The 16,564-nt window shown below is 38.5% G+C and carries 18 protein-coding genes; 12 read left to right on the top strand and 6 right to left on the bottom strand.

Annotated features, from left to right (window positions below):
* Positions 1-14: 14 nt before the first annotated feature.
* Positions 15-920 carry a chemotaxis protein gene (locus ACNHOZ_RS15575; protein ID WP_048020021.1) on the top strand — a complete coding sequence of 302 codons (906 nt, stop codon included), beginning with the start codon at positions 15-17 and terminating at the stop codon, positions 918-920.
* Positions 921-970: 50 nt separating this feature from the next.
* Here the strand turns inward: ACNHOZ_RS15575 and ACNHOZ_RS15580 are convergent, their stop codons facing one another.
* On the bottom strand, positions 971-1,438 hold the full coding sequence (locus ACNHOZ_RS15580) for a YkyB family protein (protein WP_013056025.1): 468 nt from the start codon (positions 1,436-1,438) through the stop codon (positions 971-973).
* 254 nt (positions 1,439-1,692) lie between these two features.
* Positions 1,693-2,205 (bottom strand): L,D-transpeptidase family protein, encoded by a 513-nt coding sequence (locus tag ACNHOZ_RS15585; protein ID WP_063247558.1) that lies wholly within the window; start codon positions 2,203-2,205, stop codon positions 1,693-1,695.
* A gap of 102 nt (positions 2,206-2,307) precedes the next feature.
* On the opposite strand from ACNHOZ_RS15585, the gene ACNHOZ_RS15590 reads away from it, so the two are divergent.
* Both ACNHOZ_RS15590 and ACNHOZ_RS15595 read left to right on the top strand, forming a co-directional pair.
* The gene (locus tag ACNHOZ_RS15590) at positions 2,308-3,834 is read left to right on the top strand and encodes a Ppx/GppA family phosphatase (protein WP_243495636.1); all 1,527 of its coding nucleotides are present in this window, start codon (positions 2,308-2,310) and stop codon (positions 3,832-3,834) included.
* Between the two features lie 73 nt (positions 3,835-3,907).
* A complete protein-coding gene (locus ACNHOZ_RS15595; protein WP_310884265.1) occupies positions 3,908-6,031 on the top strand; it encodes an RNA degradosome polyphosphate kinase in 2,124 nt (707 codons plus the stop codon).
* A 39-nt stretch (positions 6,032-6,070) separates the two neighbouring features.
* Here the strand turns inward: ACNHOZ_RS15595 and ACNHOZ_RS15600 are convergent, their stop codons facing one another.
* Positions 6,071-6,409, bottom strand: coding sequence for a hypothetical protein (locus tag ACNHOZ_RS15600; RefSeq protein WP_014461015.1), 339 nt, complete (start codon positions 6,407-6,409; stop codon positions 6,071-6,073).
* A 146-nt stretch (positions 6,410-6,555) separates the two neighbouring features.
* Positions 6,556-7,422: a metallophosphoesterase gene (locus ACNHOZ_RS15605; RefSeq protein WP_013082275.1), complete on the bottom strand. Its 867-nt coding sequence runs from the start codon at positions 7,420-7,422 to the stop codon at positions 6,556-6,558.
* Between the two features lie 171 nt (positions 7,423-7,593).
* On the opposite strand from ACNHOZ_RS15605, the gene fadH reads away from it, so the two are divergent.
* The 3 genes from fadH (at position 7,594) to ACNHOZ_RS15620 (ending at position 10,314) form a co-directional block, all read left to right on the top strand.
* Positions 7,594-8,358 (top strand): 2,4-dienoyl-CoA reductase, encoded by a 765-nt coding sequence (gene fadH, locus ACNHOZ_RS15610; RefSeq protein WP_028414119.1) that lies wholly within the window; start codon positions 7,594-7,596, stop codon positions 8,356-8,358.
* Between the two features lie 132 nt (positions 8,359-8,490).
* Positions 8,491-9,675 carry an EAL-associated domain-containing protein gene (locus tag ACNHOZ_RS15615; RefSeq protein ID WP_447697248.1) on the top strand — a complete coding sequence of 395 codons (1,185 nt, stop codon included), beginning with the start codon at positions 8,491-8,493 and terminating at the stop codon, positions 9,673-9,675.
* A 156-nt stretch (positions 9,676-9,831) separates the two neighbouring features.
* Positions 9,832-10,314 carry a DUF3993 domain-containing protein gene (locus ACNHOZ_RS15620; RefSeq protein ID WP_048020016.1) on the top strand — a complete coding sequence of 161 codons (483 nt, stop codon included), beginning with the start codon at positions 9,832-9,834 and terminating at the stop codon, positions 10,312-10,314.
* A gap of 29 nt (positions 10,315-10,343) precedes the next feature.
* Here ACNHOZ_RS15620 and ACNHOZ_RS15625 read toward each other — a convergent pair whose 3' ends face one another.
* A complete protein-coding gene (locus tag ACNHOZ_RS15625) occupies positions 10,344-10,580 on the bottom strand; it encodes a glutaredoxin domain-containing protein (RefSeq protein WP_425205121.1) in 237 nt (78 codons plus the stop codon).
* Positions 10,581-10,860: 280 nt separating this feature from the next.
* Here ACNHOZ_RS15625 and ACNHOZ_RS15630 point away from each other — a divergent pair, with 280 nt between their 5' ends.
* The 6 genes from ACNHOZ_RS15630 to ACNHOZ_RS15655 all read left to right on the top strand — a co-directional run bounded on the left by ACNHOZ_RS15630 (position 10,861) and on the right by ACNHOZ_RS15655 (position 15,336).
* Positions 10,861-11,097, top strand: coding sequence for a YkuJ family protein (locus tag ACNHOZ_RS15630; protein WP_013056035.1), 237 nt, complete (start codon positions 10,861-10,863; stop codon positions 11,095-11,097).
* Positions 11,098-11,479: 382 nt separating this feature from the next.
* Positions 11,480-11,935, top strand: coding sequence for a cyclic-di-AMP-binding protein CbpB (gene cbpB / locus ACNHOZ_RS15635; RefSeq protein WP_013056036.1), 456 nt, complete (start codon positions 11,480-11,482; stop codon positions 11,933-11,935).
* A 99-nt stretch (positions 11,936-12,034) separates the two neighbouring features.
* Complete coding sequence (locus ACNHOZ_RS15640; protein WP_013056037.1) at positions 12,035-12,913, top strand: LysR family transcriptional regulator; 879 nt, start codon at positions 12,035-12,037, stop codon at positions 12,911-12,913.
* A gap of 129 nt (positions 12,914-13,042) precedes the next feature.
* Positions 13,043-13,762 (top strand): 2,3,4,5-tetrahydropyridine-2,6-dicarboxylate N-acetyltransferase, encoded by a 720-nt coding sequence (gene dapD / locus ACNHOZ_RS15645; protein ID WP_013082280.1) that lies wholly within the window; start codon positions 13,043-13,045, stop codon positions 13,760-13,762.
* 144 nt (positions 13,763-13,906) lie between these two features.
* Positions 13,907-15,034 carry an N-acetyldiaminopimelate deacetylase gene (locus tag ACNHOZ_RS15650; protein ID WP_014461009.1) on the top strand — a complete coding sequence of 376 codons (1,128 nt, stop codon included), beginning with the start codon at positions 13,907-13,909 and terminating at the stop codon, positions 15,032-15,034.
* A gap of 56 nt (positions 15,035-15,090) precedes the next feature.
* Positions 15,091-15,336: a YkuS family protein gene (locus ACNHOZ_RS15655; RefSeq protein ID WP_013056040.1), complete on the top strand. Its 246-nt coding sequence runs from the start codon at positions 15,091-15,093 to the stop codon at positions 15,334-15,336.
* Between the two features lie 34 nt (positions 15,337-15,370).
* Here ACNHOZ_RS15655 and ACNHOZ_RS15660 read toward each other — a convergent pair whose 3' ends face one another.
* On the bottom strand, positions 15,371-16,234 hold the full coding sequence (locus ACNHOZ_RS15660) for a mechanosensitive ion channel family protein (RefSeq protein ID WP_014461007.1): 864 nt from the start codon (positions 16,232-16,234) through the stop codon (positions 15,371-15,373).
* Positions 16,235-16,564: the final 330 nt, after the last annotated feature.

Genomic DNA, 16,564 nt, shown 5'->3' on the forward strand with positions numbered 1-16,564 from the left:
GAGGAGTAAGTGATATGAATCAAGATAAAGGAATACTGTTAGAAAGTGGTACAAACGAACTGGAAATTGTCGAATTTGAGATAGGAAATGTTTTATTTGGCATCAATGTAGTAAAAGTTAGAGAGATTATTAATCCTGTATCTATTACACCTGTTCCAAATGCGCATTCTTACATAGAAGGTATTATAGAGCTAAGAGGAGAAGTTCTTCCTGTCGTTGACATAGCAAAAGCGTTAAAAATGGAACCTTCAAATACGCCGGAAAAAGATAAGTTAATCGTCACAGAGTTCAATCAGCAAAAAATAGTCTTTCACACACACGCAGTAACGCAAATTCACCGTATTTCTTGGAAAGAAATTGAGAAGCCTTCAGATTTGTATCAAGGTTTGGAAACGCAGATTACTGGAGTGGTAAAATTAAACGGGCAAATGCTTCTGCTGTTAGACTTCGAAAAGTTGATTTCTGATGTGAACCCTGATGCGGGTATTAATCAGTCGAAAATAAAAAAGCTAGGGGCTAGAGAACGTTCTAATAAAAAGATTGTCGTGGCTGAAGACTCGCCGCTGTTGCGCCGAATGATTGAAGATACTCTTGCACAAGCAGGTTATGAGAACACGGAATTTTTCGAGAACGGTGAGGAAGCATGGAACTATCTAAGCTCAGTGATCGATGAAGGAGTGGAAATCAGTGATCAAGTCCAGCTGCTTATTACAGATATAGAAATGCCGCAAATGGATGGCCATCATTTAACTAAAAAAGTGAAAGAAAATCCTCAGCTTTCTATCCTTCCAGTTATTATTTTCTCTTCTCTTATCACAGAAGATTTACGTCACAAGGGAAAAATGGTAGGAGCGGAAGGACAAGTAAGTAAGCCGGAAATCGGAGAGCTTGTTGAGTTGATTGATCTCTATATTTTGTAGGAAGACAAAAAAGTGCCTGAAAGCAGATTGCTCCACTTCAGGCACTTTTTTTAAAAATAACTTTTACCCAGCGGTTTAAACACAGGTGCTTGCCGTTTTCTTGGAGTCGAAACAGGGCTTTTAGCCGGCTGTACGAGATGACCCGTATATTTAGATAATAAGCGCTTCGCATAAGATAATGACATAGTCGTTTTGGGATTTCGATACTGATGGTTTAAATGGCCGAGGTGTGATAACTCTTTGAAGTCTTCTTTCTTTGGAGGCATATGGAAAAAGTAGTCTCCAACTGATACAAGTACATCTGATTTTTGCTGACTTTTACCAGGGTTTGGCGAAAAGTGAAGTCCTTCTTTTTTTGCTTTTCCTTCTAAAATTAGTTGATCTAATGCAATTTTCTTTAACGTATATAACTGCTTAGGATCAGGAGCAGCTTTTGCGTGACGATTTACAGTGAAAATAGCTTGTGCAATCTCAGATACAGACGGGGTCAAAGAGCCTTGTCCATTTGCTTGAGACATACGTTCACTCCCTTTCTATCATATCAGCTGTTCAACCTATAAGGTGAAAGCTGATACGTTCATTATAGCGTGTCTTGTCCCATTTGAAAATAATTACACGAAGAAGTATTTTGGTAATTAATGAAATTTCCTATGTATAGGGTTTGTTTTGTTACGCTTCCTTATACAAGTAAAGTGGAACAGCACGCCATACTTTCTATTTTTAAAAAATGCTGCTCGCACAGTTAAACAATCATTGATTAGTAAATCCCGAACTATTGAGCCATTCGTCGAGAGGGTCGAATATAAACACCAGTACCATTTGGCAAAATTTGAGCTAGCTCATTTACTTGGGCATTATACATACGAATGCATCCTTTGGATACGGCTTTTCCAATAGAACTTGGATCATTTGTTCCGTGAATGCCATATGACTTTTTAGACAAGCTTAGCCACATTGTACCAAAAGGCCCCCCGGGGTTTGGTTCCCGGTTAACGATAACAAAGTCTCCAGTAGGCGTTGCGCTCAGCATTTTTCCTGCTGCAATGGGATAGACTTTTTGTATGATATTATTTCTTCGTAATTCAAGCTGTTTTTCAGCAATAAACACGTGGATCGTGTAAGGAATGAGCTCTTTATCGGGGAGGTTTGGAATGATGATTACTTGCCCAGGCTTCAGCGCATGATGGCTTACAAAAGGATTAGCCATCCACAGGTCTTCAACCGGAATCCGGTAGTCACCTGAAACGCTTTGCCAGGTTTCACCGCGCTTTACTATATATCTCATTAACTTCGCTCCTTTGATATATGACTATGCTGTAACAGTATACGATTGAAAAAAGTAAAAGTGACTTTTTAAAGTTATTTTGAAAAAGGTGTTGAAATTACATTGACTTATAAGCATGGACTGATTGATATAGGTTCAAATACAATACGCCTTGTTATTTATGAATACAAAAAAGGCAGAGGGTTTAAGCAAATTGAAAACGTGAAAGTAGCTGCACGGATTCGAAATTATTTAGATAAAGAAGGCGTGTTAACGGCTAAAGGAATACATACCTTGCTTGATACGCTTAAAACGTTTGGAGTTATTACCAAGCATTATCAGCTGCTGCGCGTTACCTGTGTGGCCACAGCTACCATCCGTCAAGCGACTAATGCAAAAGAAGTTCTAGCCCTTGTAAAAAAAGAAACGGGCTTTTCTATTCAACTATTGTCTGAATATGAAGAAGCGTATTACGGCTTTGTTGCAGTTATTCATTCCACTTCGATCGAAGAAGCCATTACAATTGACATTGGCGGGGGGAGTACGGAAGTTACGTATTTTCGCAATCGAGAGTTAGTGCAGTACCACAGCTTTCCATTCGGTGCCTTATCTCTACGTCTGCAGTTCGTCAAAGGCAATATTCCCACTGCAGAAGAAAAAGCGAAAATCCGGAATTTCGTGATCCGGCATTTCCATGCTGTCCCTTGGCTTTTAAATCGTCATGTGCCGATTGTAGCAATTGGAGGAAGTGCAAGAAGTATGGTGCAACTGCATCAAGGTTTTATCCACTATCCTCTCGCGGGGCTGCATCAATATGAAATGAATTTAGCTGATATATTGCATGTGAAATCTGCTATAGGCTCATTGTCTTATCACAATCTTCAAAAGCTAGACCGCTTGTCAAACGATCGTGCAGATACAATTTTGCCAGCGATTGAAGTATTTCAATCAATATATGAAACAGTGAACGCGACTCGCTTCATCCTAAGCCGCAAAGGCTTGAGAGAAGGGGTGTTATTTAAAGAAGCATCTGATGCTAATATCCAGCCAATGTACCCCGATGTCATACAGCAAAGTTTTCAAGAAATAATGGAAGAGTTTGAAGTAAGTAAAGATTACGTCAAACAGCTTACGCGCACAGCTAGTATGATGTTTCAGCATCTTAGGGAGCAGGGACCGGTTGAGTTAAAAGAGGATGACTTAGCGCTTCTTATAAAAGCTGCGCAAGTGTATGATATAGGAAAGTATATTGATGCAGAATCAAGCAGCCAGCATACGTTTTATGTGCTTGCTAATCGTACAATAGATGGAATTTCACATAGAGAACGTTTAAAGCTGGCACTTGTTTCTTCATATAAAGGGAAGTCTTCTTTTAGGCAATATGTTGCTCCTTTTAAAAAGTGGTTAACAAAAGACGAACAAAAAAAAGTTCAGCTGCTCGGTGCACTTTTAAAAATAGCTGATGGCTTACATGCAACAAAGCGAAATGTTGTTCAACATATTGATGTGAAAAGCGATGAAAACACAGTGACGATTAAACTATTATGTACAAAAACCTTTCTTCCTGAACAATATCAGGCTGAAAAACAGAAAAAGCATCTAGAAAAAGTAGTAAAAAAAAATATTGTTCTTGAATTTACTAAGCTTTAGAATAACGCTGGATCGGTTAGAATATTCAGTATAGCTAACTAGATTAAATTCATTATCCTGGAAGGTGAGGCTAATGTTAGAAAGTAATCGCGCTTATAAGCAAACCATACAAGTGGCTGATTCAGCTTATTACAATAATCGTGAATTGAGCTGGCTGGCCTTTAACAAGCGGGTGCTGGAAGAAGCTGTAGATACGAAAAACCCTTTGCTTGAGCGATTTAAATTTCTAGGGATTTTCAGTTCGAATCTGGATGAGTTTTTTATGATTCGGGTAGCGGGGTTAAAAGATCAGGTGAAGGCTGGATTTAACAAACCCGAAAACAAAGCAGGCTTAACTCCTACACAGCAGCTATTCTCTATCTCCAAACAAAACCACGACCTAGTCAAGCAGCAGTATGATACGTATATTCACACACTTCTGCCCGAATTACAGAAATACGGTGTGGAAATCATTTCGGTTGAAAAGCTGGAGAAATCAAATCTAGATAAGCTTGAACAGTATTTTGACGAGCAAATCTTTCCCGTATTAACTCCTATGGCTATTGATACATACCGGCCGTTTCCTATGTTGATGAATAAAAGCTTGAACTTAGCAGTTGTCCTTTCAGAAAAGTTAAATGATGAGCAGCAAATTGCCGAGATAAAAGGAAGACTAGCTATCGTTCAAGTACCTTCGATGCTAACGCGCTATATTGAAATAGCTACGTCAGATTCTACCCGTCTATTTGTGTTGCTAGAGGATGTGATTGCCTATTTTATTAAAAAGTTGTTTAAGGGATACTGCGTTTCTTCCGTTTCTCAATTTCGAATTACCCGGAACGCAGATATGACTATTCACGAAGAAGACGCTCAAGATTTATTAAAAGGGATTGAAGAAGAGTTGCAGAAGCGAAAATGGGGAGCGGCTGTTCGGCTTGAGATTAAGAGTCCATACGATCAGGGTGTACTAGCGTATTTAAAGTCAGTCCTTGAAATTGACGATGAAGATGTGTATGAGATCAAAGAACAGTTGGATTTAACCAGTTTATTTTCGTTTTATAGATTACTTAAATCTACCCATGAAGAGCTGGCTGAAAAAGCCTTTATTCCTAAGGTTACAACACAGTTACACCCGGATCAAAATGTTTTCGACCAAATGATTCAAAGAGACATTTTGCTTCACCATCCTTATGAATCGTTTAAGCCGGTGCTTGACTTTGTTAACTGTGCAGCAGACGATGAAAATGTGCTTGCTATTAAGCAAACGTTATATAGGGTAAGCGGAGATTCTCCCGTTATTAAAGCATTAAAACGAGCGGCTGCAAAAGGTAAACAAGTGACGGTACTAGTTGAACTAAAAGCAAGGTTTGATGAAGAGAATAATGTGCAATGGGCTAAAGAGTTAGAGCGGGCAGGATGCCACGTGATATATGGAATGACGCATTTAAAAACGCATGGTAAAATTACGCTCGTGGTGAGAAGAGAAGGAGAGCATATTAAGCGATTTGTTCATCTTGGTACTGGGAATTACAACGATGCGACGGCAAAGATCTATACGGATATAAGTCTTTTTACTGTCAACCAAAACATCGGGATAGATGCGGCCAATTTTTTTAATTACTTAAGTGGCTATACGCAAAAACCAGTATATCATCATTTATCCGTTGCACCATTTGATATAAGAAACGATTTTTTGCATCTCATTGATCAGGAAATACAGTATCACAGACGGTATGGCAATGGAAGAATCATTGGGAAAATGAACTCATTGACGGATAAAATTTTAATTATGAAGCTATATGAAGCTTCTATAGCGGGTGTGACAATCGAACTCATTGTTAGAGGAGCGTGCTGCTTGCGCCCTCAAATTCAAGGCGTTAGCGAGAATATCAGAGTAAGAAGCATTGTCGGACGATTTTTAGAGCATAGCCGAATCTATTATTTTCATCATAATAAACAGGAAAAGTTTTTCTTTTCATCTGCAGATATGATGACAAGAAATATGGTGAAACGAGTAGAAATTTTATTTCCTGTCTTGGATACACATTTGAAAAAAAAAGTGTGGAAGTGGCTTGAAGTTATGCTTGCTGATAATGTAAAAGCACGAGAACAAGATCAAGAAGGGAATTATCATTACGTCATAAAAAAAGAAAATGAGCTCTCTATCAATAGTCAAGAGATCTTTTGTCAATACGCTCTTTGCGACGATCAAGAATAACATAAAAAAAGCCGAGTGCTCGGCTTTTTAGTCATGTTATTATCTAGGAATGGGACCACCAGGACCGTATCCAGGTCCGTAGTATGTGTTATAAACAGGAGCACCGCCTCCATAACCGGCACCAGGGTAGCCTCCTCCAGAAAATCCAACGCCTCCAAAGCCGGCACCAGGGTAGCCTCCTCCAGGAAATCCACCGCCATAAAACGGAACGGGATAAGGATAAGGTGGTGGACAGCACCCAGGTCTGCCTCCAAAGCCGCCAACAGCTAGTCCGCCAAGCAGCCCACCAGCTAAGCCAGCAACAAAAGGAAATCCAAAAAAGCGCTCGTCACCATTTGGAATATTACGATATCCTGTATAGGGATATTGATAGTACATAATTTAACCTCCTTGTCAGTTGTCTTTGTAGTGTATGGCTGAACGGAAGTTTTTGAGCCTGGTTTATTTCTTTAAGACTAGAATTAGGCGGTCATGATCAGCTAAAAAAAGACAAAAAAACATAAAAACGCCCTGTAAGGGCGTTTTTATGTTGATTGCAAGGTGAAAAGCGTAATTTCAGGCGTAGCTAAAAAGCGAAAAGGAATGCGCGTGGTTCCTAAGCCTCTATTCACATAAAGCTTCATTTTAGAATCTCCAACTTCGTACATTCCTTCAGGGTAAACCGTCCCAAAGGGCGGTGTAATCAAAGGACCGTAAAAAGGAATTTGAATTTGGCCTCCATGACTGTGGCCGGAGAGCTGAAGATCCACTGGAAAAGGAGCTGCTTTGACAGCAACGTCAGGTTCATGAATCATAGCAATAGAAAAGATATCCGGCTGTAATTGTCCTAGCGTTCCCTCATATTGTGGATTCCCAAGCATAATATCATCGAGTCCACAAATATGAATGTAGCTTTTATCGGGCATGGAAACCGTGTCAACTTCATTTACTAGAAGTCTAAATCCTGCGTCTTCAATGGCTTGTTTGTAGATATTTGTTCCATACCCTCCATGATCATGGTTTCCATATATTGCGTATTTTCCAAGAGGAGCCTGAAGCCTCTGTAAAATCGGGGGAATTCTTTCTGGATGCGGGTATTCATTAGGTACATCCATTAAATCTCCAGTAAATAATATAATAGTAGGCTTCAAATTATTTATGGTTACCATAAGCTGTTCTAGTTGTAATAAATCATAAGAGAGTCCAAGGTGAATATCACTAAATTGTAAAATTTTTATTCCGTTAAAGCTTTTCGGAATGTTTTTAGAAGTAATTGTATGACGAACAATTTGCAGACGTCTAGGCTCAATATATTTGGCATATGTATACCCAAAAGACGTGGTGAGCAAAGACCCTAACGAAATAGACGCTAGTCCTTTCAAAAAAGATCGTCTTGTATACGTCTTTTTCATGCAAAATCAACCTATTCCTTATAGTTTTCAAGTTTTCATTATAGCATTGTTTTTTTTATCATCACAACGAGAAGTCTGCTTTTAAGTTAAATAGATAAAAGTTTCACTTTATTCAGAAAAAATAGTAAAATAATAGTTGTAAAACACTTATGTTTTGGGGAGGAAGATAAATTGAAGAACAAGGTCGTAATTGTTACTGGCGGTTCAAGCGGAATGGGAAAACATATGGCGAAGCGATTTGCAGAACAAGGTGCTCATGTGGTAATCACAGGTAGGTCAGCCGATCGATTACAAGAGACAGAAAAGGAAATTAAAACGTTTGATGGACAGGTACTTTCCGTGGTAATGGATGTACGCAATCCAGAAGATGTGGAACGAATGGTTCAAGAAACAGACAAGGCATTTGGACAAATTGATTTTTTAGTTAATAATGCTGCAGGAAATTTTATATGTGCAGCTGAAGACTTATCCGTTAACGGATGGAACAGCGTAATTAATATTGTATTAAATGGTACATTTTATTGCAGTTCCGCAGTAGGGAAATATTGGATCGATAAAGGTACAAAAGGAGCCATTACAAACATTGTGGCTACATATGCGTGGAACGCAGGAGCAGGTGTTATTCATTCAGCTTGTGCCAAGTCAGGAGTTTTAACCATGACGCGCACGCTCGCAGTAGAGTGGGGAAAGAAATACGGTATACGGGTGAATGCGATTGCGCCGGGGCCGATCGAGCGAACAGGAGGAGCCGATAAGTTATTTGAGTCAGAAAAAATGAAAGCGCGTACATTGAATTCTGTACCATTAGGACGCCTTGGAACTCCTGAGGAAATAGCAGGATTAGCTAGTTTCTTATTCTCCGATGAAGCATCTTATATCAATGGGGAATGCATCACAATGGACGGGGGACAGTGGCTAAATCAGCATCCTTTTTAAGGTTGGATACGCACTAAAAAGTACAAAGCAAACCTAGAAGGACTAGCAAAATTATGCTATTCGTATTATACTAACGTAAAGTGAACAAGGAGAGGGGAGAGTTGAGTGGACCCGTTAGATGTATTAACAAACATGGAGAAAACTCTTCCGTATTATCAAGCAATTTTTAGTGCAGATGGACATAGAGTAATTGGCTATGAAGTGTTGGCGAGGTTTCAAAATGAAGGGGAAATTGAAAGTCTCGGCCCATTCTTTCATGATGATGCGATTCCGGATGAATATCGCATAGAAGTTGATTATGCTGTTTTAACACAAGCGCTCGAGCATATGTTGACCCAGGAAGAACAATTTTTAATTTTTATTAATCAGAACCCTAATTTATTAATGAACGATCATGGAGAATCCTTGCTAGAATTATTGCAACTTTTCGAAAATAAAGGATTATCGCTTGATCGAATTGTTCTCGAAATTACAGAACACAATTTTAGTGGAGATTTGGAATCGCTTCAACACTTACTAAAGTATTATCAAACATATGGTATTAAGATTGCAATTGATAATATAGGAAAAGAAAGTAGTAATCTAGACAGAATTGGGTTGCTGTCACCAGATATCTTAAAAGTAGATTTACATATTCTAAGACAAACGGACATGGCGCAGTCGTATCAAGACGTATTGTATTCTTTATCTCTTTTAGCAAGAAAAATGGGTGCTACGCTTCTATATGAAGATATAGAAGCCTCCTATCAGCTGCAGTATGCATGGAGAAACGGAGGCAGATATTTTCAAGGTTATTATTTACATAAGCCGGCTGCTGAACTTGTCGATCCGAACATCTTAAAGGATAAACTAAAGGAACGTTTCGAAATGTATATCGCTCATGAAAAGAAAAAGCTGCTTGCTGTTTACCAGCTGACGGAACGCTTTCAAGATAAAATGCAGCAGGTAATGACAAAGTGCAGAAAGCTAGAAACGTATGACGATATGCTGCCTGTTATTGCAGAAGAACTATCCAACGTGTGTTTTCGCCTTTACATCTGCGATGAAAATGGATTTCAAAAGTCTTCTAACTATGTAAAGAAAAACGAGGATTGGATTCTTGAGCCTGAATATGTAAAGAAAAATTGGAGCTGGCGCCCATATTTTCTTGAGAATATTATTCGAATGAGCTATGAAAAAAAAGGCATATTATCAGATTTGTATAATGATATTGAAACAGGTGAGAATATCCGGACTTTTTCGTATCCGATTGATAATATGCACTATATATTCCTTGATATTTCATATTCTTTTTTATATGAAAGAGACGTTTTGTAGAGAATATATAAGTTGAAGTTAAACCGGCAATCAGCAAAAGTGGTTGCCGGTTTTTTATGTTTTTTTAGAGGGGAACGACAGTCGGTTATAGAGATATGCATAGGCAGGGGAAATTTCGGAATTCTAATAAAAAAGAAGCGAAGGAGCTGAGTTAATTTGAAGAAAATATGCTTACTTGTCTTTTTGATGATGATCTTGTACTCAGGAAAATCTGTTTATGCAGAAGTGTCAGGAGAGATTAGGCATGAAATCTTTATAAATTTGCAGGACGCTTATCAGGCTCAGCTAAGAGCTGCGTCTGCCCATGCTAATCAAGATGCTGCTCGTGAGCTGAAATTATTTTTAGATGATGAGTATGCATCCGTATTTTTTAATGAGGCTCTCTTACAAAAAGCTCAAGGATATGTCGGAGAGGGACCTGAATATTTAACACACTACATCCCTTTCTTTTCTTTCGATGAACAGACGAAGGTAGCTCTTCATTCCGACCAAAACAAAGCTTATGTCTATCAATTTTTTCCGGCTGTGCATAATGAACGAGTAAAATACCAAGATCATTATGAAATGATCACTTTAGTAAAAAAACAGGGGAAATGGAAGGTACAAAAGCTTATATATAGTAAGAAACACTCAAAATAGCCGAGAAAAGCTTATTTTGAGTGTTTCTGTTACCCAATGTTCAGAAGCTTCTCAAGCGCTTGAAGGTCAAACCCTCTGATAATTTCCTGATTAACACGAATAGTCGGAGTGGAATAAGACTCTAACTCAGTAGTCATTCGTTTTCGAGCAGAAGCATCTTTAGATACGTCAAATTCTTTATAGGAAACGTGGTGATGCTGTAAAAACTGTTTAACAATTTCGCAAGGTGGGCAAGCTGGTTGTGTGTACAGCTCTATAGATCTCAATGAAAGCACCTCCCTATATCAAAATGAATGGTGTTAAAGTAGAATGAAGTTTTGGATGATACATAGTATATCGCTATGTTATTATAATAAAAAACGACATATATCGCTATAATAAGGCATTTTCTTATGAAAAATCACGTAAAGTACTTGTGTTTTTTTAGTATGTGGCATATAGTGAAATGGTGTCTTTTAAGTATTAGTTTAGATAAAGTACTTATTTGAATTGATATTGTAGAAAAGTCGAATGCGTAATGATGTAATAGGTGAAAGGAGAGATTATATGTCACAATTACAAGGTATTTTAACTCGTCTTGTGAATCTCCGTGAGCAAGCAAGTGGAAGTGAAGCGCCACAACGCTTCTTCGAAGTAGAGGGAAAAAGAATTTGCAGCGTGAAATATCATGCAAAAACTGAAACATACGAACTTGAAGTATATCAAGATGGTGAAAAGCCAGCTGTTTATCAATTTGATAACGTTGATATGATTGCAATTGAAATTTTTGAACTTATTCATTAAGGGATAAAGCAAAACGAATGCCGCAAAGGATTTTATACTTTGCGGCATTTTTTTGTTACTGCGTATGGAGTTTTTGCGGTGGCTTCTGTCCTATTTTCCCGGGAAATACCGACAAAGTGATAGCGGATTTTCTGATAAATGGAAGGAAAGGGTCGAATGCTGTAAAAAAAGCAAAATAAAAAATTCAGATAATTATGAACTTTCGTTGACACTTGTTTTAAAAAAATCTAGACTTAACATATAAGGGAGAACATCGAGTGTGTCTGCTTCTATTCCCTCTTAAAGGTTCGCATTTACGTAAGCAAGCTATTTTCATTTTGTAGCTTGTTCTTTTTCTCTTTACACACGTGGAAGTTATGAGAAATGGAAGGAGAATGTATAAATGATTGATATTGATCACAATCAGTTAAATCAAATTGAACTTCGAGATTTGCTTGTCACTTCTGATAAAGTTGCTCATGTTCAAGTGGGAAATAATTTAGAACATGCTTTGCTTGTGTTAACAAAGACTGGCTATACGTCCATTCCCGTATTAAATCCAAGGTTTCAGCTGCAGGGGTTCGTGAGCATGACGCTTATTTTAGATTCGATTTTAGGGTTAAAGCGCATTGAATTTGAAAGATTAGAAACCATGAAAGTAGAAGAAGTTATGAATCAAAATGTTCCTCGTGTCTCCATGAAAAAATCCGTATTAAAAGTCATAAATGCCATGATTAACCATCCTTTTTTGTGCGTAGAGAATGAAGATGGTATTTTTGAAGGGATTTTAACGCGAAGAAATTTGTTAAAGTCATTAAGAAGGCAGTCCATCATTCTCCCGAAAGAGTCATTTCAATAATTTTTTTAAGAAATCGTGTTTCAGCCTATCTTTCTCCGTTTTTTTCTTATATGATAAAGGTAAAATGAAAGTAAAAAGAGGCTTGAAAGGAATAACTGAATGCAATTAATAGAATGTCGAATGCTCGTTGTATTAGCTCAAGAATTAAATATGAGAAAAGCTGCAGAGAGATTATTTGTATCGCAACCAGCTTTATCACAGAGGCTGCAAACCATTGAAAAAGCATGGGATACACAAATCTTCATTCGTTCGCAAAAAGGACTGTCATTAACGCCTGCTGGAGAAAAGATTGTTCAATTTGCAAAAGAAGTAGTAGAAAAAGAAGATCGGGTTCGCGAGGACTTGCATCATTTAGATAATGAAGTATATGGTACACTCAAATTAGCGGTGGCTTCGATTATTGGACAGCACTGGCTGCCGGCGGTGTTAAAACGCTATATGGATCGTTACCCACATGCTAAAATCTCTCTTGTAACCGGCTGGAGCAGTGAAATGCTTCGCTACCTGTACGAAGATGAGGTACATATTGGAATCATACGCGGAAATCCCGATTGGAAAGGCGTCAAAGAACATTTGTTTACAGATCCTCTTTACCTAGTTGATTCAGAAATTGAAAGGGCAGCGGAAGTAGTAAATACTCATCGACCATTTATTCAATTTAAAAGTGACTCAACGTATTATCAAGAAATTTTAGAATGGTGGCATCGAGAGTTTCATACTACACCGAAGCGTACGATTGTAGTGGATCAGATTGAGACGTGTAAACAAATGGCTTTAAATGGTCTTGGTTTCGCTATTTTACCATCGATTGCTATCAAAGAAGCTGGAAGCCATATTCATCGGACGCCGCTTCTAAAAGCAAATGGCGAGCCAATTACACGAGACACTTCTTTAGTTGGATATGAATCAGCGTTTAAACTGAAGCAAGTTCGAGCATTTGTTGATATTGTACGTGAATACGTAAGAGAAACGGTCTAAAGCGAGCTCAGGTGCTCGCTTTTTTTATTTGCAATCGTTATCTTTTTATTAAAACGATAATGATGCTTGTCATTGTGAAAGCATTTTGTTACATTAAATGAGACATTGCTTACTTAGGAGGAATACATAATGAAAATGATGGATGCTAATGAGATTATCTCATTTATTCAAAACAGTACAAAATCAACACCGGTAAAAGTTTACGTAAAAGGTGAAGTAGAAGGAATTGACTTTGGTTCATCTTCTAAAACATTCGTAACGGGCAACACAGGTGTAGTATTTGGTGAATGGAAAGAAATCAAAGCTGCTATTGAAGCAAACGAAGGAAAAATTGAAGACTACGTAATTGAAAACGATCGCCGCAACTCTGCGATTCCTTTATTAGATATGAAAGGAATTAAAGCTCGTATCGAGCCAGGCGCTATTATTCGCGATCAAGTTGAAATCGGCGACAACGCTGTTATTATGATGGGTGCATCGATTAACATCGGTTCTGTAATCGGTGAAGGAACAATGATCGACATGAACGTAGTACTTGGTGGTCGTGCAACAGTAGGTAAAAATTGTCATATCGGCGCAGGTTCTGTATTAGCTGGTGTTATTGAGCCACCTTCTGCAAAACCAGTTGTAGTAGAAGATGATGTAGTAATTGGTGCTAATGCTGTTGTTCTTGAAGGGGTAACAGTAGGTAAAGGTGCCGTAGTTGCTGCAGGTGCAATTGTGGTCGAAGATGTAGCGCCTTACACAGTAGTAGCAGGTACGCCAGCACGCGTTATTAAAGAAATTGACGAAAAAACAAAGTCTAAAACAGAAATCAAGCAAGAATTGCGTCAATTAAACGAAGAATAAGAAAAACGATCATTTTGCGCTTTTTCTTTGCTGAATTAATAGGTTTTAGCGATTGGGATACTGAATCCTTAAACGTATCATATGGACAAGTTGGAAGCGTGGGCAACCACGCTTTCTTCTTTATTTCGTGAGGAGGACATACACATGGCTGAAAATGAATTTGTGAAAATAAGAAGAGAGCTACATAAAATTCCTGAATTAGGGTTTCAAGAGGTGAAAACACAGCGTTTTTTGCTTGATTATATTAACACTCTTCCGCAAGAGCGCTTAGAAGTAAAGACGTGGAAAACGGGACTCTTTGTTAAAGTACATGGTACAAACCCAACTAAAACAATAGGCTACCGAGCAGATATTGACGGTCTTCCTATCACGGAAGAAACGAATTATTCTTTTCAATCACAGCATGAAGGACTCATGCATGCCTGCGGACATGATATGCATATGGCCATTGGGCTAGGCGTACTGACTTACTTTGCTCAGCATGAAATCAAAGATAACGTACTGTTCATCTTTCAGCCGGCAGAAGAAGGTCCAGGAGGAGCACAGCCAATGCTCCAAAGCGATATCATGAAAGAATGGCTTCCAGATTTCATCTTTGCCCTTCACGTAGCTCCTGAATATCCGGTTGGGTCGATTGCACTGAAGGAAGGGTTACTATTTGCTAACACGTCTGAGCTATTTATTGATTTAAAAGGAAAAGGCGGGCATGCTGCTTATCCACATACAACAAATGATATGGTAGTCGCTGCATGTCAGCTCGTTTCACAGCTTCAAACGATTGTTGCTCGCAACGTTGATCCGCTAGACAGCGCTGTAATTACAGTAGGAAAAATTCAAGGGGGGACGGTTCAAAATATTATTGCGGAGCGAGCTCGCATAGAAGGGACCATTCGCACGCTATCTCCTGAATCAATGACGCGTGTTAAAGAACGAATTGAAGCGATTGTTAAAGGAGTAGAAGTAGGGTATCAGTGTGAAACAGCCATTGATTATGGATGTATGTATCATCAAGTATATAATCACCATGAAGTCACGCGAGAGTTTATGGAATTTGCCAAAGCGCAAACCGACGTGGATGTCATTGAATGCAAAGAAGCAATGACGGGAGAAGATTTTGGCTATATGCTAAAAGATATTCCTGGATTTATGTTTTGGCTTGGCGTTCAGTCTGAATATGGGCTTCATCATGCAAAGCTGCAGCCTCATGAAGGCGCAATAGATACGGCGATTTCACTTATTACAAAATATTTTGAACATAAAGGCAATCAATAAATCGTATAATCATTTTTCCTTATGGCTAAATTAATACCATGAGGAGGTGGGCAACGATGGCACGAATTGGTGTAGAATACGGTTTAACAGATGTACAGGCTGCACTTCAGCAGCTCGGACATGAAGTGGTACAATTACGCAACGAAAGTGATGCACAAGGGTGCGATTGCTGTGTTGTAACAGGGCAGGATTCAAACGTAATGGGGATTTCTGATGCAGTAACGCAAGGCTCAGTTATTACAGCTAGCGGATTAACGGCAGAAGAAATTTGTCAGCAAGTAGGCAACAAGGTACAAGGATAAAAGAAAGCCGAAGGAATAAATCCTTCGGCTATTTTTATGCATGCTGAGGCTGCTTGGCATCTTCAGGCTGCTTTTTATCAATATTTACTTGATGAGGGAACGGAATATCAATACCGTTTGCGTCAAATGCTTCTTTAAACTCTTTGCGAAGCTGACGTTCAACCCCCCACTGCTCACCGTTTTTAGCTTTGCCAACTACACGAAGCACAACGTCCGATGCGCCTAGACCTTGAACTCCTATCACGCTTGGTCCTTCTACAATGTTTTCATTTGTTGCAGCAACGCGCTCACATACTTTTTCTAGTACGGAAATTGCTTTGTCAATATCATCATCATACGAAATGCCAATATCAATCAACGCGCGCATATTGCCTCGGGAATGATTGCTTAAGCTTGTAATTTCACGGTTAGGCACATAGTGTAAAGTTCCATCAAATCCGCGAATTTGAGTAGTACGCAGACCTACTGATTCGACAATTCCTGAAAAACTTCCGGTTGTTACATAGTCGTCAACATCCAGCTGTTTTTCAAGAAGTAAAAAGAAACCTGTTACAACGTCGCTAACTAGTCCTTGAGCACCGAACCCGATTGCTAGACCCACAACTCCGGCACCGGCTAATAGAGCTGTCGCATGGATATTTACTGCTTCAAGCAGCATGACGACAAAAATAAAAATAAGTACATATGAAAACACATTAACGGTTAAACTTTTGAGTGTGAGCATGCGTCCGCGAGTAGTATTTTCGCGCTCACTCATTTTTTCAAAGGAACGCTCAATAACTTTTTTACCAATTGCTCGTACAAGTAAAAATACAATGGTAATGGCAATAAGTTTTAACACAATAACTCCAGCATTGGTAAGAAGCTGTTCCCAGTTGATGTCTTGCATCTTAAACATTCGTTGTTCATCCTTCCTATGTTCTGTTTCAATATTAATAAGTGGGAATGTATTCTGTGGAAAAGATTTTGTAAGAGTATGAGCACATTTGTTTATTCCCGATATTAGACATGCTAAACTGAGAAGGTAAATAAATGCAACCCTTTTATAGCATTTTTTTGCTGAAGTCAGGGTTTAATTTGCCCTAAAGGCGGGCATAACAACTATGTTACCATTATAAGATGTTGTTTAAATTCATTCTTAATTAATATTGACTAAAAAAACAATATCCATTATAATGAAAACCGTTATAACAGTACATAAGTGAGAATGTTTTATACATTTTCTCAT

The sequence above is a fragment of the Priestia sp. D51 genome (assembly GCF_053345675.1).

Coding starts and splice junctions, on each gene's coding strand:
- ACNHOZ_RS15585 (WP_063247558.1), bottom strand. CDS start 2,205: ATGAGATATATAGTAAAGCGCGGTGAAACCTGGCAAAGCGTTTCAGGT.
- ACNHOZ_RS15600 (WP_014461015.1), bottom strand. CDS start 6,409: ATGTACTATCAATATCCCTATACAGGATATCGTAATATTCCAAATGGT.
- ACNHOZ_RS15575 (WP_048020021.1), top strand. CDS start 15: ATGAATCAAGATAAAGGAATACTGTTAGAAAGTGGTACAAACGAACTG.
- ACNHOZ_RS15655 (WP_013056040.1), top strand. CDS start 15,091: ATGGCACGAATTGGTGTAGAATACGGTTTAACAGATGTACAGGCTGCA.
- ACNHOZ_RS15605 (WP_013082275.1), bottom strand. CDS start 7,422: ATGAAAAAGACGTATACAAGACGATCTTTTTTGAAAGGACTAGCGTCT.
- ACNHOZ_RS15595 (WP_310884265.1), top strand. CDS start 3,908: ATGTTAGAAAGTAATCGCGCTTATAAGCAAACCATACAAGTGGCTGAT.
- ACNHOZ_RS15615 (WP_447697248.1), top strand. CDS start 8,491: ATGGAGAAAACTCTTCCGTATTATCAAGCAATTTTTAGTGCAGATGGA.
- ACNHOZ_RS15660 (WP_014461007.1), bottom strand. CDS start 16,234: ATGTTTAAGATGCAAGACATCAACTGGGAACAGCTTCTTACCAATGCT.
- ACNHOZ_RS15580 (WP_013056025.1), bottom strand. CDS start 1,438: ATGTCTCAAGCAAATGGACAAGGCTCTTTGACCCCGTCTGTATCTGAG.
- ACNHOZ_RS15650 (WP_014461009.1), top strand. CDS start 13,907: ATGGCTGAAAATGAATTTGTGAAAATAAGAAGAGAGCTACATAAAATT.
- ACNHOZ_RS15640 (WP_013056037.1), top strand. CDS start 12,035: ATGCAATTAATAGAATGTCGAATGCTCGTTGTATTAGCTCAAGAATTA.
- ACNHOZ_RS15630 (WP_013056035.1), top strand. CDS start 10,861: ATGTCACAATTACAAGGTATTTTAACTCGTCTTGTGAATCTCCGTGAG.
- cbpB (WP_013056036.1), top strand. CDS start 11,480: ATGATTGATATTGATCACAATCAGTTAAATCAAATTGAACTTCGAGAT.
- dapD (WP_013082280.1), top strand. CDS start 13,043: ATGAAAATGATGGATGCTAATGAGATTATCTCATTTATTCAAAACAGT.